18 protein-coding genes and 1 tRNA gene are annotated in these 22271 nt (G+C 62.5%); 6 read left to right on the top strand and 13 right to left on the bottom strand.

What is annotated here, in order from left to right:
• Positions 1-108: 108 nt before the first annotated feature.
• The 6 genes from phoU to phoR all read right to left on the bottom strand — a co-directional run bounded on the left by phoU (position 109) and on the right by phoR (position 7123).
• Positions 109-822, bottom strand: a complete 714-nt coding sequence (phoU, locus tag M1D43_RS11005) for a phosphate signaling complex protein PhoU (RefSeq protein WP_003530180.1) — start codon at positions 820-822, stop codon at positions 109-111.
• A gap of 86 nt (positions 823-908) precedes the next feature.
• A complete protein-coding gene (gene pstB / locus M1D43_RS11010; protein ID WP_003530182.1) occupies positions 909-1724 on the bottom strand; it encodes a phosphate ABC transporter ATP-binding protein PstB in 816 nt (271 codons plus the stop codon).
• A gap of 13 nt (positions 1725-1737) precedes the next feature.
• Positions 1738-3060 (bottom strand): phosphate ABC transporter permease PstA, encoded by a 1323-nt coding sequence (gene pstA / locus M1D43_RS11015; protein ID WP_003530184.1) that lies wholly within the window; start codon positions 3058-3060, stop codon positions 1738-1740.
• A complete protein-coding gene (gene pstC / locus M1D43_RS11020; RefSeq protein ID WP_014526588.1) occupies positions 3057-4541 on the bottom strand; it encodes a phosphate ABC transporter permease subunit PstC in 1485 nt (494 codons plus the stop codon). Before pstC ends, pstA begins: the two co-directional genes overlap by 4 nt.
• Before the next feature lie 90 nt (positions 4542-4631).
• Entirely contained in the window at positions 4632-5666 is a 1035-nt protein-coding gene (locus tag M1D43_RS11025; RefSeq protein WP_003530188.1) for a substrate-binding domain-containing protein, read from the bottom strand.
• Between the two features lie 194 nt (positions 5667-5860).
• On the bottom strand, positions 5861-7123 hold the full coding sequence (gene phoR / locus M1D43_RS11030) for a phosphate regulon sensor histidine kinase PhoR (protein ID WP_153313172.1): 1263 nt from the start codon (positions 7121-7123) through the stop codon (positions 5861-5863).
• 213 nt (positions 7124-7336) lie between these two features.
• On the opposite strand from phoR, the gene ppk2 reads away from it, so the two are divergent.
• Positions 7337-8239 (top strand): polyphosphate kinase 2, encoded by a 903-nt coding sequence (gene ppk2, locus M1D43_RS11035; RefSeq protein WP_153313173.1) that lies wholly within the window; start codon positions 7337-7339, stop codon positions 8237-8239.
• A 17-nt stretch (positions 8240-8256) separates the two neighbouring features.
• Here the strand turns inward: ppk2 and M1D43_RS11040 are convergent, their stop codons facing one another.
• On the bottom strand, positions 8257-9417 hold the full coding sequence (locus M1D43_RS11040) for a biotin transporter BioY (RefSeq protein WP_498813959.1): 1161 nt from the start codon (positions 9415-9417) through the stop codon (positions 8257-8259).
• 392 nt (positions 9418-9809) lie between these two features.
• On the opposite strand from M1D43_RS11040, the gene M1D43_RS11045 reads away from it, so the two are divergent.
• The 3 genes from M1D43_RS11045 to M1D43_RS11055 all read left to right on the top strand — a co-directional run bounded on the left by M1D43_RS11045 (position 9810) and on the right by M1D43_RS11055 (position 11754).
• On the top strand, positions 9810-10820 hold the full coding sequence (locus tag M1D43_RS11045) for an NAD(P)H-dependent flavin oxidoreductase (protein ID WP_153313174.1): 1011 nt from the start codon (positions 9810-9812) through the stop codon (positions 10818-10820).
• Between the two features lie 76 nt (positions 10821-10896).
• A tRNA-Thr gene (locus tag M1D43_RS11050) sits at positions 10897-10972 on the top strand.
• Positions 10973-11181: 209 nt separating this feature from the next.
• Complete coding sequence (locus M1D43_RS11055) at positions 11182-11754, top strand: Panacea domain-containing protein (protein WP_028009721.1); 573 nt, start codon at positions 11182-11184, stop codon at positions 11752-11754.
• Between the two features lie 569 nt (positions 11755-12323).
• Here M1D43_RS11055 and M1D43_RS11060 read toward each other — a convergent pair.
• The 6 genes from M1D43_RS11060 to M1D43_RS11085 form a co-directional block, all read right to left on the bottom strand.
• Positions 12324-13121, bottom strand: coding sequence for an extracellular solute-binding protein (locus M1D43_RS11060; protein ID WP_318853546.1), 798 nt, complete (start codon positions 13119-13121; stop codon positions 12324-12326).
• 151 nt (positions 13122-13272) lie between these two features.
• Complete coding sequence (locus M1D43_RS11065; protein ID WP_153313175.1) at positions 13273-14214, bottom strand: phosphatidate cytidylyltransferase; 942 nt, start codon at positions 14212-14214, stop codon at positions 13273-13275.
• A 7-nt stretch (positions 14215-14221) separates the two neighbouring features.
• The gene (locus tag M1D43_RS11070; protein WP_027989639.1) at positions 14222-14833 is read right to left on the bottom strand and encodes a lysophospholipid acyltransferase family protein; all 612 of its coding nucleotides are present in this window, start codon (positions 14831-14833) and stop codon (positions 14222-14224) included.
• Positions 14830-15495 (bottom strand): CDP-alcohol phosphatidyltransferase family protein, encoded by a 666-nt coding sequence (locus M1D43_RS11075; RefSeq protein WP_153313177.1) that lies wholly within the window; start codon positions 15493-15495, stop codon positions 14830-14832. Before M1D43_RS11075 ends, M1D43_RS11070 begins: the two co-directional genes overlap by 4 nt.
• 94 nt (positions 15496-15589) lie before the next feature.
• Positions 15590-16765 (bottom strand): AI-2E family transporter, encoded by a 1176-nt coding sequence (locus M1D43_RS11080; RefSeq protein WP_013843893.1) that lies wholly within the window; start codon positions 16763-16765, stop codon positions 15590-15592.
• 194 nt (positions 16766-16959) lie between these two features.
• On the bottom strand, positions 16960-18195 hold the full coding sequence (locus M1D43_RS11085; protein ID WP_153313179.1) for an MFS transporter: 1236 nt from the start codon (positions 18193-18195) through the stop codon (positions 16960-16962).
• Positions 18196-18532: 337 nt separating this feature from the next.
• Here M1D43_RS11085 and M1D43_RS11090 point away from each other — a divergent pair, with 337 nt between their 5' ends.
• Complete coding sequence (locus M1D43_RS11090; RefSeq protein ID WP_153313180.1) at positions 18533-20233, top strand: long-chain fatty acid--CoA ligase; 1701 nt, start codon at positions 18533-18535, stop codon at positions 20231-20233.
• A 318-nt stretch (positions 20234-20551) separates the two neighbouring features.
• Positions 20552-22177, top strand: a complete 1626-nt coding sequence (gene pgi / locus M1D43_RS11095; protein WP_153313181.1) for a glucose-6-phosphate isomerase — start codon at positions 20552-20554, stop codon at positions 22175-22177.
• Positions 22178-22271 lie beyond the last annotated feature (94 nt).

The raw sequence follows: 22271 nt of genomic DNA on the forward strand, positions 1-22271 counted from the left end.
AGTAGGACTCCTTCCTACGCACGACAGCCGTCATGCCGCCGCGCACGGTGGTAGGCCGCGCCAAAGCGGCCGGAACAAATTCTGCATAGGCCCGGATGCCGAGCGATCTCAGTCCGTCACGGAACCCAATGTCGACGTCATGTCGTCCTTCGGCCGTTCGCCCTGCGGCTGGGCGCCTGTCGCCATGTAGTAGATCGTTTCGGCAATGTTGGTCGCGTGATCGCCGATACGCTCGATGTTCTTGGCGCAGAAAAGAAGATGCGTGCAGGGCGTGATGTTGCGCGGATCTTCCATCATGTAGGTCAGCAGTTCCCGGAACAGAGAAGTGTAGATCGCGTCGATCTCTTCATCGCGTTCGCGAATGCTGTTCGCCTTTTCCGGCGAACGGGAGGCGTAGACGTCCAGGACTTCCTTCAACTGAACGAGCGCGAGCTCGGCCAGGTGTTCGAGGCCGCGCGCAAGCTTGCGCGGTATGCCCGAACCGGCGACGGCAATCACGCGCTTGGCGGTGTTCTTGCCGAGGTCGCCGACGCGCTCCAGGTCCGCGGCGATACGGATCGAACCCATGATCTCCCGTAGATCCGAGGCCATGGGCTGGCGTTTGGCAATGGTGACGATCGCCTTTTCGCCGATCTGCCGTTCCGCGTCGTCCAGAATGGTGTCGTCGGAGATAACCTTCTGGGCGAGAGCAAGATCGGAATTGACGAGCGCACGGACGGAGTCCGCGACCATCTGCTCGGCAAGACCGCCCATCTCGGAGATGCGGCGCGTGAGATACTTCAACTCTTCGTCGAAGGCGGACATGATGTGTGCGTGAGACATATTCGTTTCCTCGGGAGACCCGCTGTTCTGAATGGCTCGGTCGATCTTAAACCGGGAGGGACGGAAAAGCGCCGCCCCTCTCGCCATCAGCCGAAGCGGCCCATGATGTAGTCCTGGGTGCGCTGATCGTCCGGGTTGGTGAACATTTTGTCGGTATCGTTCTCCTCGACGAGATTGCCGAGATGGAACATGGCCGTGCGCTGCGACACGCGCGCCGCCTGCTGCATCGAGTGGGTGACGATCACGATCGTGAAATTCGCCCGCAGTTCGTGGATGAGTTCCTCGACTTTCGCGGTCGCGATGGGATCGAGCGCCGAGCAGGGCTCGTCCATCAGGATGACTTCCGGGCTGACCGCGACGGCGCGGGCGATGCAGAGGCGCTGCTGCTGACCGCCGGAAAGTCCGGTGCCCGGCTCCTGCAGCCGATCCTTCACCTCGTTCCAGAGCCCGGCCTTCTGCAGGCTCGTTTCCACGACCTCGTCGAGTTCGGCCTTGGTGCGTGCCAGGCCATGGATGCGCGGCCCGTAGGAGACATTGTCGTAGATCGACTTCGGGAACGGATTGGGTTTTTGGAACACCATGCCGACCCGGGCGCGCAGCTCCACCACGTCGATCGACGGATCATAGATATCGTCCTCGTCGAGCGTGATCTTGCCGGTCACGCGGCAGTTCTCGATCGTGTCGTTCATGCGGTTCAAAGTGCGCAGAAACGTCGATTTGCCGCACCCTGAGGGACCGATCAGCGCCGTGACCGTGTTCTCGCGGATGTTGAGGTTGACGTCGAAGAGCGCGCGCTTTTCGCCGTAATAGACCGACACATCATTGCCGATCATCTTGTAAGGCACCGTATTCATTTTCTGGTCAAGAGCCTTTTCGACTGCAGCTTCCGACATGATGTTCATAGTCCTTACCCCACTACCAGCGACGCTCAAAGCGACGCCGCAAGAGAATTGCCCCGAGATTCATGAAGATGAGAAAGATCAGGAGAATGATGATCGCTCCGGACGTACGCTCGACGAAGGCACGCTCTGCCTCGTTCGCCCACATGTAGATCTGCACCGGCAGCGCCGTGGAAGGCTCCAGCGGCGACCCCGGAAAGTCGACCACGAAGGCGACCATGCCGATCAGAAGCAGCGGCGCCGTTTCGCCCAGCGCATGGGCGAGGCCGATGATCGTGCCGGTCAGGATGCCGGGCATGGCAAGCGGCAGCACGTGATGGAAGATGGTCTGCATCTTCGATGCGCCGAGGCCGAGTGCGGCGGAGCGGATCGACGGAGGCACTGCCTTCAGGGCCGCCCTGGTAGCGATGATGATCGTCGGAAGCGTCATCAGCGTCAGCACGAAGGCACCGACGAGTGCTGCCGAGCGCGGCATGCCAGCGAAGTTGACGAAGACGGCAAGCCCGAGGAGGCCGTAGACGATGGACGGTACGGCCGCCAGGTTGTTGATGTTCACCTCGATCAGGTCCGTCAGCCGGTTTTTCGGCGCGAACTCCTCGAGATAGATGGAGGCGGCGACGCCGATCGGCAGCGACAGAACGAGCACGATCAGCATCATGTAGAGCGAGCCGAGAAGGGCGACGCCGACACCCGCCGCTTCAGGCCGGCTCGACGCGCCGAAGGTGAAGATGCCGGTGTTGAAGCTCTTCTTGAGCACGCCGGCCTCGGCAAGTTGGTTCATCCATGCGACCTGCTCATCCTTCACCTTGCGTTTGGTTTCGTCGACCGACAGGTCGATCTGCCCCTTGAACGCGGAATCGATGTTCGCCTCGGCAAGCAGCGTGACGGGGATCGTCCTGCCGATGACCGACGGATCGGCGACGACGATGTCACGCAGCTGCGTCCGGGCGCTGGCGGAGACCATATCGGCCGCCTGCTTCACCAGCGGCCGCTTCGACGGATCGAGGCCGAGCTGCTTTACCAGAGCCTCGCGCACCAGCAGCGGGTAGTTGGCGGTATAGAGTTGCTTCGGATCGGTCGCCCGTTCGTTCTTGGGATCGATCACCTTCTCGGAAAACTCGATCGGCAACGTGATCGTCGTCTGCTGGAAGGCGGTATAGCCCTTCGAAACGACGCTCCAGAGGAGAACCGCGAGGAAGAACAGACCGATGGCAATGGCGCTCATTCCGAAGGCACGGAAGCGGCGCTCCGCCGCATAGCGGCGCTTGATGCCGATATCGCGTCGGCTTGCGGCAGGTCGGGTGGAGACCCTTACCGTCGGGGAGGCAAATTCGGTCATTCGTACTGTTCCCGATATTTGCGCACAATGTAGAGCGCGTAGATGTTGAGGCCGAGCGTGATGACGAAGAGCGTGATGCCGAGAGCAAAGGCGACCAGCGTCTGCGGCGAGGTGAACTCGAGATCGCCCGTCAGCTGATTCACGATCTTGACCGTCACCGTGGTCATCGGTTCGAGGGGGTTCAATTGCATGCGCGCCGCGACACCGGCAGCGAGCACGACGATCATCGTCTCGCCCACCGCGCGCGAGGCCGTCAAAAGCAGCGCGCCGACGATGCCGGGAAGTGCTGCAGGCAGGATCACCTTCTTCACCGTTTCCGAGCGCGTCGCACCGAGGCCGAGCGAGCCGTCACGCAGCGCCCGCGGCACCTGGGTGATGATGTCGTCGGACAATGAAGAAACGAATGGGATGAGCATGATGCCCATGACGATGCCGGCGGTGATGACGCTCTGGGCCTGGATGAAGTTCTGGTAGTTGCCGGTGACGAGACCGTTCAGTTGCGTGGAGATGTCGCGCAGGAAAGGCCCGACAGTGACCAGCGCGAAGAAGCCGTAGACGATCGTCGGGATGCCGGCGAGCACTTCCAGGAGAGGCTTGGCTGTGGAACGCAGCCGCGGGCTTGCATACTCGGCCATGTAGATGGCGGCGAAGAGCCCGATCGGCACCGCGAAAAGCATCGCCACGAAGGCGATATACAGGGTGCCGGCAAGCAGCGGCAGCAGGCCGAACTGGCCGGAGGCGCCACCGCTTCCGGCCGCAGCGAAGCGCGGGTCCCAGACCGTGCCGAAGAAGAACTCGAAGGGCGACACCATGGTGAAGAAGCGGCCCGCCTCCGAGAGCATCGAGGCGACGATGCCGACCGTCGTGAGAATGGCTATGGACGAGGCGACGATGAGCGAGCCGAGCATGACGCGCTCCACCCGATTGCGGGCACGGAAACGGACGTCGATATTGCGGATCGCATAGAGTCCGCCGGCAACGGAAACGAGCAGCACGACGGCGCTCATCAGCCAGCGGCTGTATTGCCGCATCGCATTGAACTGCTGGGCGGACTGGACCATGTAGGGCTCGCCCTCGCCGGCAAGCGCCACGCCCTTGGAGGCCAGGACTTCCCGCATGTTGGTCGAACCGTTCTCGATAGCAGCGAGTTCGTCCGCACTCAGGCGCTCGAAGCCCGCGGCCACGGACTTGACCTGACCGAGCGCGAGTTGAACGGTGGCTGCCCCCTGGTTCTGGACCGGCTCCGGAAGAGACGAACGAACGGTGTAATCGATATAGATCGGAGCGGCGATGAGCCATACCGCAAGCAGAAGAAGAGCCGGCAGCATCGCCCAGATGGCGACGTAGCTGCCGTGATATCCGGGCAGGGAATGCAGGCTGGCGAGCTTGCCTCCGGACCGGGCGAACGAGCGGGCGCGGCCGGCAAGAAACGCAATGAAACCGATCAAAGCGATGATCAGGAGAAGGAGCGAAGTACTCATCGGCACGTCTCCGCGACAGGCTCGTCGTAAGCCCCGGCAAATTCGGAAGAATGCGGCTCCGGCGCTGCGAAGCGCCGGAGCCTGTCATGATCAGAGCAGGTTGCCTGCCTCGAAAGACGTGCGGATTTCCTCGCGCTCGGCGTCCGGAGCGGCGACGAGGCCGTATTCGGCGAGCGGGCTGTCGGGGCCGATCATCTGATCGTCAACGAAGAATTCGACATATTCCTTGAGACCCGGAATTACGCCGATGTGAGCCTTCTTGACGTAGAAGAACAGCGGGCGGGAAACCGGATACTCGCCGGAAGCGATCGTCTCGGTCGAGGGGACGATGCCGTTGACGGTCGCGACCTTCAGCTTGTCGGCGTTGTTTTCGTAGAAAGAGAGGCCGAAGACGCCGATGCCGTTCTTGTTCGAAGCGATGCGCGCCAGCGTTTCGGTGTAGTCGCCGTCGATGTCGACGGCCATGCCGTCCTTGCGTACGGCCACGCACTTGCTGAACTGCTGCTTTTCATCGCTGACGGCGGCCTTGATGACGTCCTGAGCGCCGGAGTCCTTGCAGCCGGCAGCAAGGATCTTCTCTTCGAAGACTTCGCGCGTGCCGTGCTTCTCGCCCGGAATATAGGCGGCGATTTCGGCGTCCGGAAGCGAAGCGTCGACTTCCGACCACTTCTTGTAAGGATTGGCGACGAGCTTGCCGTCGACGACGATTTCGGCGGCGAGCGCCTTGTAGAGGTGCTCCGGCTTCAGGGTGAGGTCGGCATTGCCGGCGTCGGTGGCGAAGACGATGCCGTCGTAGCCGATCTTCACTTCCTGGATCTCGGTCACGCCGGCAGCCTTGCAGGCCTCGACTTCGCTGTCCTTGATCTTGCGGGAAGAGTTGGCGATATCGATCGTGTCTTCACCGACGCCCTTGCAGAATTCCTTCAGGCCGGCAGAGGAGCCGCCGGACTCGACAACCGGCGTCTTGAAGTCGGGGAACGTCTCGCCGAAGTTCTCGGCAACGATCTTGGCATAGGGAAGAACGGTCGAGGAGCCGGCGACCTGGATCTGGTCGCGAGCCGCTGCAACGCCCGCGAAGGCGGCGGATGCAACCAGCGCCGCTACAGTGAGTTTAAGAGATTTCATGAATGTTCTCCCGGAATGGGCTTGTGTTGGTGCGCCAGGGTTCAGCGCTCTCTTCGCCGTTTCATCGGCCGCCCCTAGTTAGCCGCCGATGGCTACAGCTTTTATGTCAGTTCGGTGAAACATTTATGACAGCCTAACATGCTGAAGATGCGGCGTGATTTTCTCGGCCCAACATTTCAGCGCGGCGTCGTGTGTCAGAAGCGGACCTTGAAGACCGTGCCCTTCCCCACCTCCGAATGGATGAGCAGGCGGGCGCGGTGACGCGTGAGGATATGCTTGACGATCGCAAGGCCCAGGCCGGTGCCTTTCTTCGACCGGCTCGCCTCGACATTGACCCGGTAGAAACGCTCGGTGATGCGCGGGACATGCTCGGCAGGTATTCCCGGGCCGTGGTCGGTGACCGTCACCTCCGCCTGGTGACCATTCCCGCCGGTCAGCCGCACATCCACCTGCTTGCCTTCCTGCCCGTATTTGCAGGCGTTTTCGATCAGGTTTTCGAAGACCTCCACCAATTCGTCCCGATCCCCCTGGACGAAAACCGGAGTCTCCGGAACCTCCAGCGCGATCGTCACGTCGAGTTCGCCCGCAAGCGGCGCCAGGCTGTCGCGCACGTGTCCGAGCAGCGGCCCGAGATCGACGGCATCGTCCGGCGCGATGTGCGACTTCAACTCGAGGCGCGACAGCGACAGGAGGTCGTCCACGAGCCGGCTCATGCGCGTGACCTGCTCGTGCATGATGCCGAAGAATTTCTCCTGGGCCTTCCGGTCGTCGCGGGCAGGGCCTTGCAGCGTCTCGATGAAGCCGCGCAGCGATGCGAGCGGCGTGCGCAGCTCATGGCTGGCATTGGCGACGAAGTCGGAGCGCATCCGGTCGATGCGGCGAGCCTGCGAGATATCGCGATAGGTCAGCAGGAAGATGCGCCGGCCGGAAACGTCGGAGCCGATGTCCACGGGCGCGACGCGAACCACGTAGACCGCCTCCGAAGGCAGCCTTTCCGCATGCTCGATCTGGTTGACCTTGCCTGTCGCGATCGTCTCGCGCACCATGTCGAGAATGCCGGGCGAACGGACGCGGGCGGAAAGGTAGCTGTCCTGGGGGATAGTTCCGAAGGCCTTCTCTGCGGCGGCGTTCTGGAAGACGACGGTCTCGTCGGCCGCCACGACGAGCACCGGCATGTCGAGCGCGTCGAGCAGGGGAGCAAGCGGGTCGGCCTTGGTTTCCACAGCAGCGCCGACGCTCGCCGGCGCTGTCTGGACGGGCGGCGCTCCCCGGTTGAGGATGGCCGCGACGAGCACGATCCAGAAAGGCAGGACGGCCAGCGGATGGATGCCCGCGAGTGCGGCGAGGAAGGCGAGCACGACGGACAGGCCGAGAAGCCCGCGCTCCGCCTTCAACCTCGGCAGCAGGGTGCGCCAGAACACCTTCGCGCCATCCAACACGATACCCTCGTTCCTCAATTCGCTGCCTCCTGCACCTCGACGACTGCTGCTGATCCAGCCAGCGGCTCGGATCTCGCAGAAGTGAGGACAACCGCCTCAAAGCCTACTTCCGAATCCGGCCATAAGGGCGCAGAGATAGCGTTGCTTCATGACATGATTTTCACGACATGCTTGAATCCGCAATGTAATTATGGCCTCCTCCGGAGAAATCGAGCGAGCGGGAGGAAGCAGATGGCACTCGACGAAGCACCGGCCGAAGCAAGGCCGGGCACCCGGGCGGTCGAACTGGAGATCGACGGCAGAAGCCGCATCTTCGACATCGACGATCCGGACCTGCCGAAATGGATCGACGAGGAGGCCTTCCGCTCCGACGATTATCCCTACAAGAAAAAGCTCGATCGGGAGGAATACGAAGAAACGCTGACGAAGCTGCAGATCGAACTGGTCAAGGTCCAGTTCTGGATGCAGGCGACCGGCAAGAGCGTGATGGCGGTCTTCGAGGGACGCGACGCTGCCGGCAAGGGTGGTGCCATCCACGCGACGACGGCCAATATGAACCCCCGCTCCGCGCGCGTCGTCGCACTGACGAAACCGACGGAGACCGAACGGGGCCAGTGGTACTTCCAGCGCTATGTCGCAACCTTCCCGACCGCCGGCGAGTTCGTCCTTTTCGACCGCTCCTGGTACAACCGCGCCGGTGTCGAACCGGTCATGGGCTTTTGCACCCCCGACCAGTACGAGCAATTCCTTAAAGAGGCGCCCCGCTTCGAGGAGATGATCGCGAACGAGGGCATCCATCTCTTCAAGTTCTGGATCAATATCGGCCGGGAAATGCAACTGAAGCGCTTCCATGACCGGCGCCACGATCCGTTGAAGATCTGGAAGCTTTCGCCGATGGACATCGCGGCGCTGAGCAAGTGGGACGACTACACCGGAAAACGCGACCGTATGCTGAAGGAAACGCACACGGAGCACGGGCCATGGGCGGTCATCCGCGGCAACGACAAGCGCCGCTCCCGGATCAACGTCATCCGCCACATGCTGACGAAGCTCGACTATGACGGCAAGGACGAGGCGGCGATCGGAGAGGTCGACGAAAAGATCCTCGGCTCCGGCCCCGGTTTTCTCAGGTGATTCCGACGCGCTGACGATCAGCCGCCCGGCTGCACCCGGATCGCAAAGAGATCGAGGCTGTTCCCGCCGCCGCTGAGGTCGCTGTTGATCACCAGTTTTCCAGGGCTGCTGGGTGCCGAGCCGCGCTCGAAATTGACCTTCAACAGCATGTCGACCCGCTCGTCGTGCACGGTGAAGCGGTGCCGGCCGCAGTCGCCGAGCGTTGAGAAATCGCATTCGACCGAGAATTCGGTCGCCTTGCCGGGGGCCGCCTGAACCGTCAGGGCGAGTGTCGACGACTTGCCCGACAGCTGGGCAAGGACATCCGTGGGAATTTCGATCGCGACATCGCCCTCCTTGGCGGCCGCTGCTGAAATCAACCGCAGGCGCTCGCCTGCATCACCGTCGAATGGTTCCGCGCTGGCGCGCGGCCCCGGCGTGACCGCCGCAGTTTCTCCGGGAGCAAAGACCTCTATCCAATCGCCGGAGAAACCTTCCTGGGCGCCGAGGGTCTGCAGGCCGGCCGCGCCGTCGAAATCCTCCGCATTCACCGTCGCGGGCGGATTGGCGACGCCGGTGTCCGTCGGCGGCCGGAGCAGGTCGTTCGTCTGAACCCACCAGACGGCGACCCCGGCCGCCGCGGCAAGCGTCGCGACGATCATCGCATAGGAGAAGAACCGGCTGCGCCTGCGCTTGCGCGGACGCTGGCCGGCGACGCCCACTTCGGGGGCAAACGGGGCAGGCTTGCGCACGGTTTCTATTCTACCCTCGTCCGCCGCCGCTCTGAAAGCCGCCGGCGGACCGTGGCGTTCGGGACGCAAAGCGCCGAGCCCGCCATCCGCCTGTGCAGGCGGGCTTCCCTCCGGCTTCGGCGCCGGCTCGCTCCGTGGCGCGGCGGGTGCTGGCGCTTCGGGAGCGCGCTCTACCCTATCGCCCCTTGCCTTCACCTCGCCAAGGCTCACCACCGGAGTCTGAGCGCGCTCCTTCAGGGCGGCGCGCTCTTCCATCTCGATCGCGCGGATGACCGCTTCGAGCCGCTGACGTTGCACGGAGATGACCTCCGGATCTTCGATCTGCTGCTTCTGCAGACCGTTTTCCAGCGCCTGACGCGCCGACTGATAGATGCGCGCCCGGATCTCCGCATTGCTTCGATCCGATCTTTCCAGCGCATTCCTGATCGCTGTCTCAAGTCCGCTCACGTCAAATCCTTCTGCGCGAAGTCTTCCGGTTGCCGCAATGCGTGGCCGGATGTGCCTTTCTCGCGACGAGCCCCGCCTCTTCCCGTCACACGCCGTTGGTTTTATTAAGGATTGGGTAACCGCTGCATTGCGAATCTGCAAGTGCAGCCGCGACTTCGGCCGGTCTTCCCCAGGGAAAACATAGGCGAGCGTGGCCGAATTGCCGGAGCACGCACCGCTTTGCGGTATCGCGGCGTCTTATCGGAGGCGCAAAGGTCGCCGTTGTCTTCGGGTTGCTGCGTGTCTTTCCGAACCGATGGACTTCAGGAAGCATGCAGTAGGCAAGCGCGTCCGTTGCTGCTATCAGTTTTGACGTTTACGAGAACGTCAAAGTTGGGATGGAGATTTTTTCGATGTCGTTGCCGCCAATCCTTTCCGAGAAAACGAGGCTGCCGGTCATAGGGGCGCCGCTTTTCATCGTCTCGCATCCCCGGCTGACGATCGCACAATGCAAGGCCGGCATCATCGGCGCCTTTCCGGCGCTCAACGCCCGCCCGCAATCGCAGCTCGACGAATGGCTGGCGGAAATCACCGAGACGCTGGCCGACCACGATGCCAGACACCCCGAGCGCCCGGCGGCACCCTTCGCGGTGAACCAGATCGTACACAAATCGAACGCCCGGCTCGAACAGGACCTGATGCTTTGCGTCAAGTACAAGGTTCCGATCGTCATCTCCTCGCTCGGGGCCGTGCCGGAGGTGAATGCCGCCATCCATTCCTATGGCGGTGTCGTTCTCCACGACGTCATCAACAACCGCCATGCGAATTCCGCGATCCGCAAGGGCGCAGACGGGCTGATCGCAGTCGCGGCAGGCGCAGGCGGCCATGCGGGAACCCTCTCGCCCTTCGCGCTCGTCCAGGAAATACGCGCCTGGTTCGACGGGCCGCTTCTGCTCTCGGGCGCGATCGCCACCGGCGACGCAATCCTCGCGGCGCAAGCGATGGGCGCCGACATGGCCTATATCGGTTCCCCCTTCATCGCCACGGAAGAGGCCCGCGCGAGCGCCGCCTACAAGCAGATGATCGTCGACAGCAACGCCGCCGATATCGTCTATTCCAATTACTTCACCGGCATTCACGGCAATTACCTTAGAGCGTCGATCCTTGCCGCCGGAATGGACCCGGCCAACCTGCCGGAAGCCGACCCCTCCAAGATGGACTTCGGCACGGCAACGGAAGGCGCCAAGGCATGGAAGGACATCTGGGGCTGCGGCCAGGGAATAGGCGCCGTGCGCGAAGTCGGCACCGTCGCCCGCCTTGTCGACCGGCTGGAACAGGAATACGACGCCGCACGCGCACGCCTCGGCTTCGCTTCCAGTGCCGAAGGGCGGCCGGCCCAGGAATTTTCAAGTTCTCGAAACTGATGGCTTGAAATCTCGCCGCTTTGCGTTTATCAGCGCCTCACATTCGTTCCGCGGCTTTTGCGGAACCGCCCCAAGGGCCGCTTTAGCTCAGTCGGTAGAGCACATCATTCGTAATGATGGGGTCACGTGTTCGAGTCACGTAAGCGGCACCATTTTCCTTTCAGAGATTGAGCGTGTTTTCTCGCGGCTCGCAGACCTGCTGGGAAGGGGCCAAGGCAACTCATAGAAAAGATGGAATGTGAGTCCGATAACAGGCTCCTTGTTTTGGAACTTTGTTTGCGCGCAGGGCTTTGCTTTGTGAGTGAATGGGTTATAACGTGAACAAAACGGGCTCGCCAAATCGGCGATGCTGGGACGAACCATGAGCTATGAACCGCGAAAAGCAGCGCAGTTGATTGCGTACTTGATCATGAGGGCTGGGGGGCACTCCCTCAACGTTCTCAAGGCGGTTAAGCTCGTTTATCTGGTTGACCGGGAGAGTATCCGGAAATTCGGTTTCCCGGTGCTCGACGAAAAACGCTGCTCCATGCCGCACGGCCCGGTTAATTCGCTGACGTATAGCTATATCGCGGGCGACTATGACCCGGATGAATGCGGCTGGTCTGACTATCTTCAAGACCGTGAGAACCATAACATCGCACTTGCCAGACAAGGCATCAGCCTCGACGACTTGGATGAACTAAGCGACGCCGATATTGCATGTGCCGACGCCGTATGGGAACGTTTCGGACATATGACTCCATGGCAATTGCGTGATTGGACACATGAGCCGCGCAATGTTCCCGAGTGGGAAGATCCCAGTGGCGGCTCTACGGTTATTCCCTTGCAAAGGATCTTGCACGCCGTCGGCGTGCAGAACGCAGACGACTTTGCAGAGACAGCTGAAAGCTTCAAGGCGATAGATCAGGCTTTTGCATCTGCCCGGGTGCATTAGTTGGTCGCTCGCGCCGGAACTTTGCTGATCCCTTCAGGCCCGGCCCATGACCCCGAACGACGGCATCTTCATGTCGTCTGCACCGATCCCTGCCAAAACGGCAAACAAGTCATCGTCTCAATTACCACGTGGACTAATTCTCTCTGCGACGCGACCTGCATCTTGCAGGCTCACGAGCACGAATGGCTCAGGCATCAATCATACGTGTTTTATCGAAAAGCACGCATCGAAGCCGCCACCACACTCGATAACGGAGTGCAGCAGGGAATTTTTGAACAGCAGGGCGACGTTTACGAACAAACCTTCTTGCGCATTCTGAATGGAATTTGCGCGAGCCCACAGACGCCCCGAAAGGTTAAGCAATACATAGGTTGCTAACCTAAGCCTCTTCTCCTGGGAGATGCGATGTTTTATAGGGCTGAAGTCCCGTGCGCGTGGCAACTGGAAGAGTAGCCACGCGCACGGTATTCTCGACCGCCCCGCGGACGCCGCTGATCTTGTGATCCGGCAGGGTTGTCTATGACCACGACGCGACGGGGGCGATCGTGCTGGCGCCCAAGAATTAAGGGTCAGCGTACCCAACCTTCACGGGACATGATCTTCTGCGCCTCATCGGAGATCAGATAATCCAGAAACGCCTTTGCCTCGGGATCGGCATCGGGGGCCAGGGCCACGCTGAGGTCGCGCCATATTGCGCGATCGCTTGACAGCGGCACCGCCTCCAGGGTGTCGGGGTTCGAAAGCGGCCAATTCGGCCAGGTGATCCAGGCGTCTGCATCCAATGCCTTGAACGCCCTGAAGCTTGCGCCGGAGCCCTGTTCGAAAGCGACGATGTTGCTGCGGAAGGCCGCGACATCCTCCAGCCGGCCAAGACGCCCCGCGATATCCTCCCACACACCCGTCCCCGACGTGTTGGCGACGCCGGCTCCTTCGGTTACGACGATTTTCGTCCCTTCCGCCAGAAGATCTTCAAATTTAGTGATCCCCTTGGGATTGCCCGCTTTCACCGCAATGACTGCCGGACGAAGGTATATCGGCTCGACCTGATCCGATGAGAAGCCCTTATAGGTTTCGAGAAAAGCGGTCATCGCCTGTTCGGAAGTGCCCCAGATGACATCCGCATCGCCCTGCGCCTTTTTCGACCATGTCTTCTCCGGTCCGGCGGTGATTTCGACCTTGCGGCCCGTCTCCTTCGTCCAGACATCCGCGACTTTCCGGATGGCGGTGTGCGGACCGCCCGCACCGTAAAGACGGATCACCCCGTCCTCTGCATCGCGGCTGATCGAAGGGTCATGGAGTGCGGTATCCTGCGCCGAAGCAGGCATGGCAAGGACAGTCGTCAGAACAATCAGAACTGCAATTCGCACGGGCTTCTCCTTGTTGTCCGTAGTTGACCGCCACATCATTCAATGGGCTGAAGCGGCAGGAGAAACGACTGTTCGAAGGGCGCAATTCTTCCCTCAAGGAGGAACACGAAACCGTGATCCGCCGTCACACCAGAGCGGCATTTCACCCGTCTCACGTATAAAAATACCGCGTCAGGTGGAAAAAAACCGGCGCCGCGAAGCTCAGCGAATCCATGCGGTCGAGCACGCCGCCATGGCCGCTAATCATCGAGCCCCAGTCCTTCACGCCCATCGAGCGCTTCACGGCCGAGAGCGCCAGGCCGCCGAGGAAGCCCATGGCGACGATGGCGAAGGCCATCGCGGCCGCCTCCAGCGGCGTGAACGGCGTTATCCACCACAAGGCCGCGCCGGCAGCCACGGCCGAAAGCCCGCCTCCGGCAAGTCCCTCGACCGTTTTCGAGGGGCTGACGACCGGTGCGACCTTCGTCCGGCCGAAAAGTTTGCCGAAGACATACTGCATGACATCGCTGAACTGCGCGATGGTGATGAGGAAGAAGAGCAGCAGGAAGCCTTCGCCCGGCCGGCCGGGGATGTCGAGCGTCAGCAGGGCCGGTGCGTGGCTGATGCAATAGACGGTCAGCATCAGGCCCCACTGGATTCGCGAGACGCGCAGCAGGAACTGCTCCGTGTCGCCCTTGAGCGCGGAAAGGCTCGGCAGGAGAAGGAAGCCGTAGACCGGTATCAGAATGGTGAAAAGCGCATACCAACCGATCGAGATCAGCCAGTATTGCAGCGGCAGCAGAACGTAAAAGGAAGCAACGAGCGGCAGGTGATCGGCGGCACGCGTCGGCGTCAGCGAGACGAATTCGCGCAGCGTGTAGAAGGAGGTGAGAGCAAAAAGCACGAGCGTGACGCCGCGACCGAGAGCGAAACTCACCGCGAAGATGGCGATCATCACCCACCATGCCCTGATACGGGCATTGAGATTGTCGATCGTCGCCCGCCCCGTTTCGGATGTCGCGCGGCGCGCCAGCACGAAACCGATCAGCGATGCCGCTCCGAGAAGAGCGACTATGCCGGCAAAGAGGATAAAGAGTTTGTCGTTCAAGGACATGGCGGCCTCATCCGATGGGCTCCGGCGCAAGTGCGGCGACCGCTGCGCGGGCGCGTTCCAGAAAAGCCTCCTTCTCTTCGCCGGCGTGGTGCGCGACCGGCGGTCCGAAACGCACCGTGCAGCTGATCGGGACGGGCAGAAAGGTTCCCTTGGGAAAGGCGCGCGAGGGATTGTCGAGATAAGTCGGGATCAGTTCCACGTCGGGAAATTCCTGCGATAGCCAGTAGAGTCCGCTCTTGAACGGCCCCGGCAATCGTTCGCTGCCGCGCGTGCCCTCCGGGAAAAGAATGAGCGACTCGCCCTCGCAGAGCACGTTGCGCAAGGGTGCCAGAGCCGCTCCGGGCGGCCCCTGCGTCGAGCGCTCGACGAGCACGCCATTCAGCACCTTTAGCCCGATATGACGCCTCACGGCGCCCCTGCCCCAATAGTCCGCCGCGGCGATCGGATGCGTCGATGCGCGCAACGCACGCGGCAGCGCCGACCAGATCAGCAGCGTGTCGAGATGGCTCGAGTGATTGGCGAAATAGATGCGCTGGCGCATTTCCGGCTGCGAGCCCATCCAGTGCGCCTGTCCGCCGACGATGAACCGCGTGAGGCCGATCAGTGCCAGGTCGATCACGGATTCGCGCCTTCCCGAATGCGCGAGACGATGGCCTTGGTGCGGGTCGCGCATGTGAGAAGCGCGCCGGCAAGGATGATCCACGCCGTTGCGTAAAGCACGAGGCGCTCTGTCATCAGAAATGCTTCCCCGAATGCCAGCACGCAGGCGAGACTCATCAACGCCATGCGGTGCTGCTTCGCCATGGGACCGCGGAAGTCCTGAGCCTGGCGGAGCGATCCGCCGAAGACGCGCACATAGGCCGTCAAGGCGGCCGCAAGCGCCCCCGCCCAGCCGAGCCATCCCGCGCCGGCGGCATAGCCGAGTGCAACGATGAGCAGGGTGTCGGCGACCCGGTCGGGAAACTCGTTGAAGAGCGCTCCGACCGGCGAACCGCGCCCGCCCTCGACCGCCACCATGCCGTCGAGAAGATTGCACAGGAGGCGCAGCTGGATGGCGGCGAGCGCCACGGGATAAAGGAACGGCCAGCGGGCTGCAGAAAGGAGGGCCGCCGCCCCCAATGCGGCAAACACGACGCTTGCGAGCGAGATCTGGTTCGGCGTGACCGAAGTCTTCAGAAGCAACGCCGTCAGGCGCCGCGCGAAGCCGCTGTCGCGCGCTGCGATGGGGCGCCGATCCGCGACCGGCCCGTCTGCGTCTTCGCCGTCAGGTGCGACACTCATGTTCGAGAGGTACGGCCTACAAATTAAGGATTGCAGTCTGTCTTAAAACAACTTCCATGCAAATGCCATCCGGCCGCGTTGCCCCGGTTCCGTCTCACTTGGCGGAAATATCCACCCTGGATATCCCGTTGACGGGCGGCTCCGGCTGGCTCGTCACCTCGCGCAGCCATTCTCGCCAGATGGCGACGAGCAGCGCCATCAGTACCGGACCGACGAAGAGACCGAGAAATCCCATCGTCTTGACGCCGCCGATCAGGCCGAAAAACGTCGGCAGGAAGGGCAGCTTGATCGGGCCGCCGACGAGCCTCGGCCGCAATGTCTTGTCTACGATGAAGAGCTCCGTCGTACCCCAGGTGAAGAGCGCGATGCCATGGACGGGCGAGCCGCTCGCGACGAGATAGACGGAGACCAGGGTGAAACAGAGTGGGGCGCCGCCCGGAATGAGCGCCATGATGCCGGTGAGGATGCCGAGCGTGACCGGCGACGGCACGCCGGCGAGCCAATAGGCGACACCGAGCACGATGCCTTCGCCGATCGCGATGATGCCCATGCCGGTGACGGTCGAGCTGATCGTAAGGGGCACCACGCGCGACAGCCTCTCCCAGCGCATCGGGAAGATCCGTTCGCCGAGATGGTCGAGCTGCTTCGAAAAGGACTGGCCGTCGCGATAGACGAAGAAGAGCGTGATCAGCATGAAAAGGAGCGTCAGGAAGGACTGGAAGGCGGAGGCGCCGACCACGAGCACGCCGCGATAGATATTGCCGATATTGGAGCCGCTGACGAGCTGCACCAATTCCCCGAGAGCGCCGGGGTGACCGACATATTTGACCCATTGTTCGCCGAGCCAGGCGCCCACCGCCGGGATCGTCGCCAGCCAGGCAGGCGCCGGCGCGCCGTTCGCATTGGTCGCAACCGCCCATACGAGCCAATCGCGCACCTCTTCCACGGCATAGATCGCGGCGAGCGAGATCGGCACGACGATAAAGGCGACGACCGAAATGATGGCGATCGTCGCGGCAAGAGTGCGGTTTCCGTTCAGGCCCTGAAGCAGCCGCCAATAGATGGGCCAGCTCGCAAAGCCGATGACCACCGCCGCAAGCACCGGCACGAGGAAACCATGAAAGAAATAGACGCCGCAAAGCAGAATGAGAACGAGCAGCCACCGGGCCGCCGAGATAGGCACGACGAGGGCGGAGCGTGAATGGGCCGGCTGCCCGAAGAGCCGCGGCTCCACGGGAAGGTTCTCTCGATCGCGATTGCCCAATTGCACCAATTCTCCTCCGTCTCTTCGAACCTTACAACAAACCCGCAACCTTGCCAGCCCGTTCCGCTCCGCTGGACGCGGTTTCCGGCGCAATGATGGCGGCCAGCCCCGAATCGGCGCTTTACGCGAGAACGCGCGCATTTTCACCTAGCAAGCGCACGTGACAGGAGATTGGAGCGGATGAGGAAAATCGCGAGCCGTCAGGCTACGCGCCCCGTCCGCCGGCGATCCACGAGCACCGAAGCGAGGAAGATGGCGAAACCGCCTATGCCGAGCACGGCGCCGACGAGCCCCGGCGAAGTCCAGCCGTAACCGGCGGCGATGGCAATGCCGCCGAGCCAGGCGCCAAGAGCATTGGCGAGATTGAAGGCGGAGTGACTGAGGGCTGCCGCGAGCGTCTGCGCCTTTCCGGCGACGTCCATCAGGCGGGTCTGGACGCCCGGAACGACGGCGAAGCCGCCGCCGATGAAAAGCACGTTGACGATCGCCATCCAGGGGCTCGTCATGGTGAAATAGAAGAGGATGTAGGCGAAGACGTTGAAGACGAGCGCGATGCCGATGGCGCGCGTGAGCGACCAGTCGGCGAGCCGCGAACCCACGATATTGCCGAGGATCATGCCGGCGCCGAAGACCGACAGCATGACGGGCACATTGGCGACGGAAACGCCCGCGACCTGGGTCAGCGCCGGTGCGATATAGGTGAAGACGGCGAACATTCCGCCGCAACCGATCGCACAGATACCGAGCAGCAACCAGACCTGGAGGCTCCCCAGCGCGCTCAGTTCCCGCAGCGGCGTCGCCTGCGGATCGCCCCTGTCCCGCGGCACGTGGAGCCAGATCAGGACCGTCGTCATGAGGCTGATGCCGCCGACGATCGCGAAGGCGCTGCGCCATCCGAGCGCCTGGCCGAACCAGGCGACGAGCGGCGTGCCGAAAAGAGTGGCGATCGTCAGGCCCATCATGACCCGACCGACTGCGCGCGCCCGCTGGTTCGGTGCCGCAAGTCCTGCCGCGACTAGTGCCGCCACGCCGAAATAGGCGCCGTGCGGCAGGCCCGCGAAGAAGCGCGCGGCGACGAGCGGGTGGAAACTCGGCGCAACGGCGGACGCGAAATTGCCCAATGCAAAGACGGCCATCAATACCAGCAGCACATGAAAGCGGGCGAACCGCGCCGCAAGTACCGCGATCAACGGCGCGCCGACGACCACGCCGAGCGCGTAGGCGCTGATGACGGCGCCCGCCGCCGGCACCGAGACGGCGACGTCGTCTGCGACCTGAGGCAACAGGCCCATGATGGCGAATTCGCCGGTACCGATACCGAAACCACCGACTGCCAGCGCGATTTCCGTCGCGGAAACCCTGTTACGGGATTTGCCCACGTTCGCGGGGCCAATATTCGTGGGGCCGATATCGGCGGAAAGGACATCTTCGGACATGCGTGGCCTTGGCTCGCGGCCCGTCGGCCGCCGCTTGGGAGGAATTTGGTGAATATCTTTGGGGACCTCGGCGCAGCCGATGTCGTGGCAGGTTTATACTGCAGTGCAGTATAGGCGAGCCGGCTGCACCTGCAAGAACTGTGCTGCAGCGCACATCAAAATTTCACAAGCCGGTGCATAGCTGCCGATTGTTGACGTTTACGTCAAAGTTATATAATTCGGATTACGGCTTGAAGAGGCGAGATAAAAGCAGCATCTTCGACGGAGAGGAAGATCGGGAGGGATTTTTCTTCGCCGTGATGACGGCCGTTCATTGGCGACCAGAGGGAGGAAGGTCATGGCGGAAGCAAGCACGCAACAGGCGGGCTCCAGCACGGCGAAGATTTGGCTTGGATCCTACCCGCCGGGCGTGCCGGCCGAAATCGGCCCGCTCACCTATCGATCCATCGGCGAATTCTTCGATCACGCGGTTGCGCAATATTCCTGGCGCCCCGCATTCACCTGCATGGGCAAGGCACTGACCTTCTCCGATCTCAATACGCATTCGGCGAAAATCGGCGCCTGGCTGCAGTCGCTGGGGCTCGCGAAGGGCGATCGGGTTGCGGTGATGATGCCCAACATCCTTCAAAATCCGGTCATCGTCTATGGGATCCTGCGAGCCGGCTTCACCGTCGTCAACGTCAATCCGCTCTATACGCCGCGCGAACTGGAGCACCAGTTGGTGGATGCCGGCGCCAAGGCGATCTTCGTGCTTGAGAATTTCGCTCATACGGTCGAGCAGGTGCTGGCCCGCACGGAGGTCAAGCATGTCGTGGTCGCCAGCATGGGCGACATGCTTGGTGCGAAGGGGGCAATCGTCAATCTGGTGGTGCGCCGCGTCAAGAAGCTCGTCCCCGCCTGGTCGATTCCAGGTCACCTTTCGTTCAAGACGGTTCTTGCCAAGGGCGCGACGCTCGGCTTCAAGCGCCCGAACGTAGCGCCGGGAGATGTCGCCTTCCTGCAATATACCGGCGGCACCACCGGTGTTTCCAAGGGCGCAACGCTGACGCACGCCAATCTCCTATCCAACATGGCCCAGATGGAGCTGTGGCTGAACACGGCCTTCCTGCGCAAGCCGCGCCCGGAGAGCCTCACCTTCATGTGCGCGCTTCCGCTCTACCATATCTTCGCGCTCACGGTGAATTCGCTGATGGGGCTGGCAACCGGCGGCAACAACATCCTGATACCGAACCCGCGCGACATCCCCGCCTTCGTCAAGGAGCTCGGCAGGTACAGGACGAACATCTTTCCGGGGCTGAACACGCTCTTCAACGCGTTGATGAACAATTCCGAATTCCGCAAACTCGACTTCTCTTCCCTGATCCTGACCTTCGGCGGCGGCATGGCGGTGCAGCGGCCGGTCGCCGAGCGCTGGCTGGAGCTGACCGGCTGCCCGATCCATGAGGGCTACGGCCTTTCCGAAACGTCGCCGGTCGCGACCGCCAACCGCCTCGACACCGACGACTTCACCGGCACGATCGGCATACCGCTGCCCTCGACGGAGGTCGAGATCCGCGACGAGGACGGGCGCACGCTTCCCGCCGGCGAAATCGGTGAGATCTGCATTCGCGGGCCGCAGGTGATGGCGGGCTACTGGCAGCGCCCCGAGGAAACGGCCAGGGCCATTTCGCCGGACGGCTTCTTCCGCACCGGGGATGTCGGCTTCATGAACGCCGAGGGACTGACGAAGATCGTCGATCGGAAGAAGGACATGATCCTCGTCTCGGGATTCAACGTGTTCCCCAACGAGATCGAGGAGGTGGCGGCGACCCATCCGGGCATCCTCGAATGCGCCGCAATCGGCATTGCCGACCCGCATTCCGGCGAGGCGGTCAAGCTCTTCGTCGTGCGCAAGGACCCGAACCTGACCGAAGAAGAGGTCAAGCGCCACTGCGCCGCCAGCCTCACCAACTACAAGCGGCCGCGATACGTGGAATTCCGCACCGAACTGCCCAAGTCGAACGTCGGCAAGATCCTGCGCAAGGACCTGCGCGGATAGCGGTTTGGGCGCGGAAATGCCCCTCATCCGGCCTGCCGGCCACCTTCTCCCCGTTTGGACGGGGAGAAGGGGACAAGCGGCACCGGCTCTTTCCATTTTGCCGCAGAGTGCGCGTCCGAGTCCCCTCTCCCCGCCTGCGGGGAGAGGGCTAGGGTGAGGGGCAGTCTTCGCCGCCCTACCCATGGAGCAATGCGCCCGCCTTTTTTCGCTGCAGCGCACACCTGCCCTTGATTTGCCGCGGTTAAACCGACTAGCTATCGCAGCCAAATTCCGATGCCCCCATTCCCATGCCCTAGTTGCGATGCAAGGAGCCCTGCGATGAAAGCGCTTGTCGAAAACCTGAAAGCCACTGCACGCGAGACCGATGCGACCGATATCCGCGCCGCCTTCGCGGCCGATCCGAACCGTTTCTCGCGCTTCAGCACGGCGTTCGACGACCTCCTCTTCGACTATTCCAAATGCGCGGTGAACGACAGGATCATCGACGGTCTCGAAGCGCTCGCCAAGTCGGCGAAGGTCGAGGAAAAGCGCGATTCCATGTTCCGCGGCGATATCATCAACATCACCGAGGAGCGCGCGGTTCTGCATACGGCGCTGCGGAACAGGTCGAACCGGCCGGTCCTCGTGGACGGGAAGGACGTCATGCCGGACGTCAATGCCGTGCTCGAGGCTATGGGCAAGTTCGCTGACGATGTCCGCTCCGGTGCCTTGAAAGGAGCCACGGGCAAGAAGATCACCGATGTCGTCAATATCGGCATCGGCGGCTCGGATCTCGGCCCGGTCATGGCGACGCTGGCGCTTGCCCCCTTCCACGACGGCCCGCGGCTGCACTTCGTTTCCAACGTCGACGGCGCCCACATCGCCGACACGCTGAAGCTGCTCGATCCCGAGACCTCTCTCTTCATCGTCGCCTCGAAGACCTTCACCACGATCGAGACGATGACCAATGCGGCGACCGCCCGCGCCTTCATCGCCGGCGAGCTCGGCGAGGCGGCGGTAGGCCATCACTTCGCAGCCGTCTCCACCGCCCTCGACAAGGTCGACGCCTTCGGCATCGATGCCGCCCGCGTCTTCGGCTTCTGGGACTGGGTCGGCGGACGCTATTCCATCTGGTCGGCGATCGGACTGCCGTTGATGATCGCGATCGGCAAGGAGAATTTCGGCCGCTTCCTAGACGGCGGCCATGCGATCGACGAGCATTTCCGCAGCGCGCCGCTTCGTCAGAACATCCCCATGCTGCTTGGGCTCATCGGCTTCTACAATCGCAACGTTCTCGGCTATCCGTCGCGGGCGATCCTGCCCTACGACCAGCGGCTGACGCGCTTTCCGGCCTATCTGCAGCAGCTCGACATGGAATCGAACGGCAAGGGCGTGACGCTCGACAGCCAGCCGGTCGAATTCTCGACCGGTCCCGTCGTCTGGGGCGAGCCCGGCACCAACGGCCAGCATGCCTTCTATCAGCTCATTCACCAGGGAACCGATGTCATTCCCGCCGAGTTCATGATCGCGGCGAATGGCCATGAAAAAGACCTGCGCCACCAGCACCAGCTCCTGATGGCGAACTGCCTGGCGCAGTCGGAAGCGCTGATGAAGGGGCGTACGCTGGCGGAAGCCAAGGCGCAGCTGACCTCCAAGGGCATGGACGATGCTAAGGCCGACAAGATCGCACCGCACCGCGTCTTCACCGGAAACCGGCCGTCGCTGACCATCGTCTACGACCAGCTCGACCCCTTCGCGCTCGGCCGTCTGATCGCGCTTTACGAACATCGCGTCTTTGTCGAAGGCGCGCTCTTCAACATCAATTCCTTCGACCAGTGGGGCGTCGAGCTCGGCAAGGAACTGGCGACCGGCCTGCTGCCCGTCATCGAAGGCAAGGAAAGCGCCGAGAGCCATGATTCTTCGACCGCCGGACTCGTTGCCGCGCTGCTGAAGGCGGCACGCTGATCGACAGCCGATCGGAGTGATCGGTCAGCCGCGCGGATTCTCCCCCCTTGTGGGGGAGATGGCGGCAGCCGGAGGGGCATCACGGCCGCGCGTG

This window comes from Ensifer sp. R1-3, assembly GCF_056739175.1.